At 71.1% G+C, this 1,363-nt stretch carries 1 protein-coding gene; it reads left to right on the plus strand.

The window, feature by feature from the left end; translation table 11 throughout:
* The coding region (locus D183_RS0110095; RefSeq protein WP_232757251.1) for a phospholipase D family protein at window positions 1-1,363 on the plus strand (1,363 nt) is incomplete at its 3' end.

Here is a 1,363-nt window from a genome sequence, read left to right on the forward strand (position 1 = left end):
GTGGCGATCGCCGAGGCCGCGCGCGACCGCCAGGTCGACTGCACGCGCGGGGACCACTGCGCGCTGGCCTCGCCGCTGCGCGGGCTGGCCGGCAAGGCCTTCGCCCAGTCCGGCGCCGGCGCGCCGCGGCACTACGCCACCATCCTCGACCACGGCGAAGAGGCGCTGGTGGCGCGGATCAACCTGATCCGCAGCGCCAGCCGCAGCATCGACCTGCAGACCTACATCTTCGACAAGGACGACAGCGCGCGGCTGGTGATGGACGAACTGCTGGCCGCGGCGCGGCGCGGCGTGCAGGTGCGGGTGCTGATCGACCAGCTCTCGGCGATCTCCGACCTGCAGATCCTCGGCGCCCTGGCCGGCGCGCACGAGAACTTCTCGCTGCGCATCTACAACCCCACCTTCGGCCTGGCCAAGCCCAACTACTTCCACTACGCCGCCAGCGTGCTGTGCTGCTTCCGCCGCTTCAACCAGCGCATGCACAACAAGCTGCTGGTGATCGACGATGCGATCGGCGTGGTCGGCGGGCGCAACTACCAGGACGACTATTTCGACTGGGACGCCGAGTACAACTTCCGCGACCGCGACGTGCTGGTCGCCGGCCCGGTGGCGCGGTCGATGGCCGCCAACTTCGACGCCTACTGGGCGGCGCGGCGCAGCGTGCCGGTGGCGCGGCTCAACGACGTCGGCAAGCTGCTGCTGCGCCAGGGCGTGCCGGCGATGCCGCCGGCGCAGTTCCTGCGCCCGGAGCGGGTGCAGCGGGTCAGCGAGGAGGCGTCCGATCCGGCCTTCGTGGAGAACGCCTTCGTGCTGCCGGCGCTGCCGGTGAAGCATGTGGACTACGTCGCCGACCTGCCGCAGAAGCACCGCCGCGAACACGGCCCCAAGGCCATCTCCACCGCGCCCAAGCTCGACCGGCTGATCGCCGACGCACGCCAGGAGATCATCCTGCAGACGCCGTACCTGGTGCTGTCGGACCCCGCGCAGGAGATCTTCCGCGACCTGCGCAAGCGCACCCCGCCACCGCGCGTGGTGGTGGCCACCAACAGCCTGGCCGCCACCGACAACCCGGTGGTGTATGCACTGTCCTACAAGTACAAGCGCCGCAACCTGCGCGAACTGGGCTTCGACATCTACGAGTACAAGCCGTTCCCGCTGGATGCGCCGGTGGACTACGCCAACCTGCTGCCGGCGCCGTTGCAGGGCGAGGTGCCGGCCGCGTCGGCCAGCGGCGAAAACGCAGGCGAGCACGGCGGCGGCGATACCGGCAGCGGGCGCAACACGCTGCTGGGCGGCAGCGCGGCCGGACGCAGTTCGCTGCTGGGCAGCGGCAGTGGCGGGCCGTCAGGGAGCCGCGGCGACG

The organism is Xanthomonas sp. SHU 199, assembly GCF_000364665.1.
GTDB lineage: Bacteria > Pseudomonadota > Gammaproteobacteria > Xanthomonadales > Xanthomonadaceae > Xanthomonas_A > Xanthomonas_A sontii.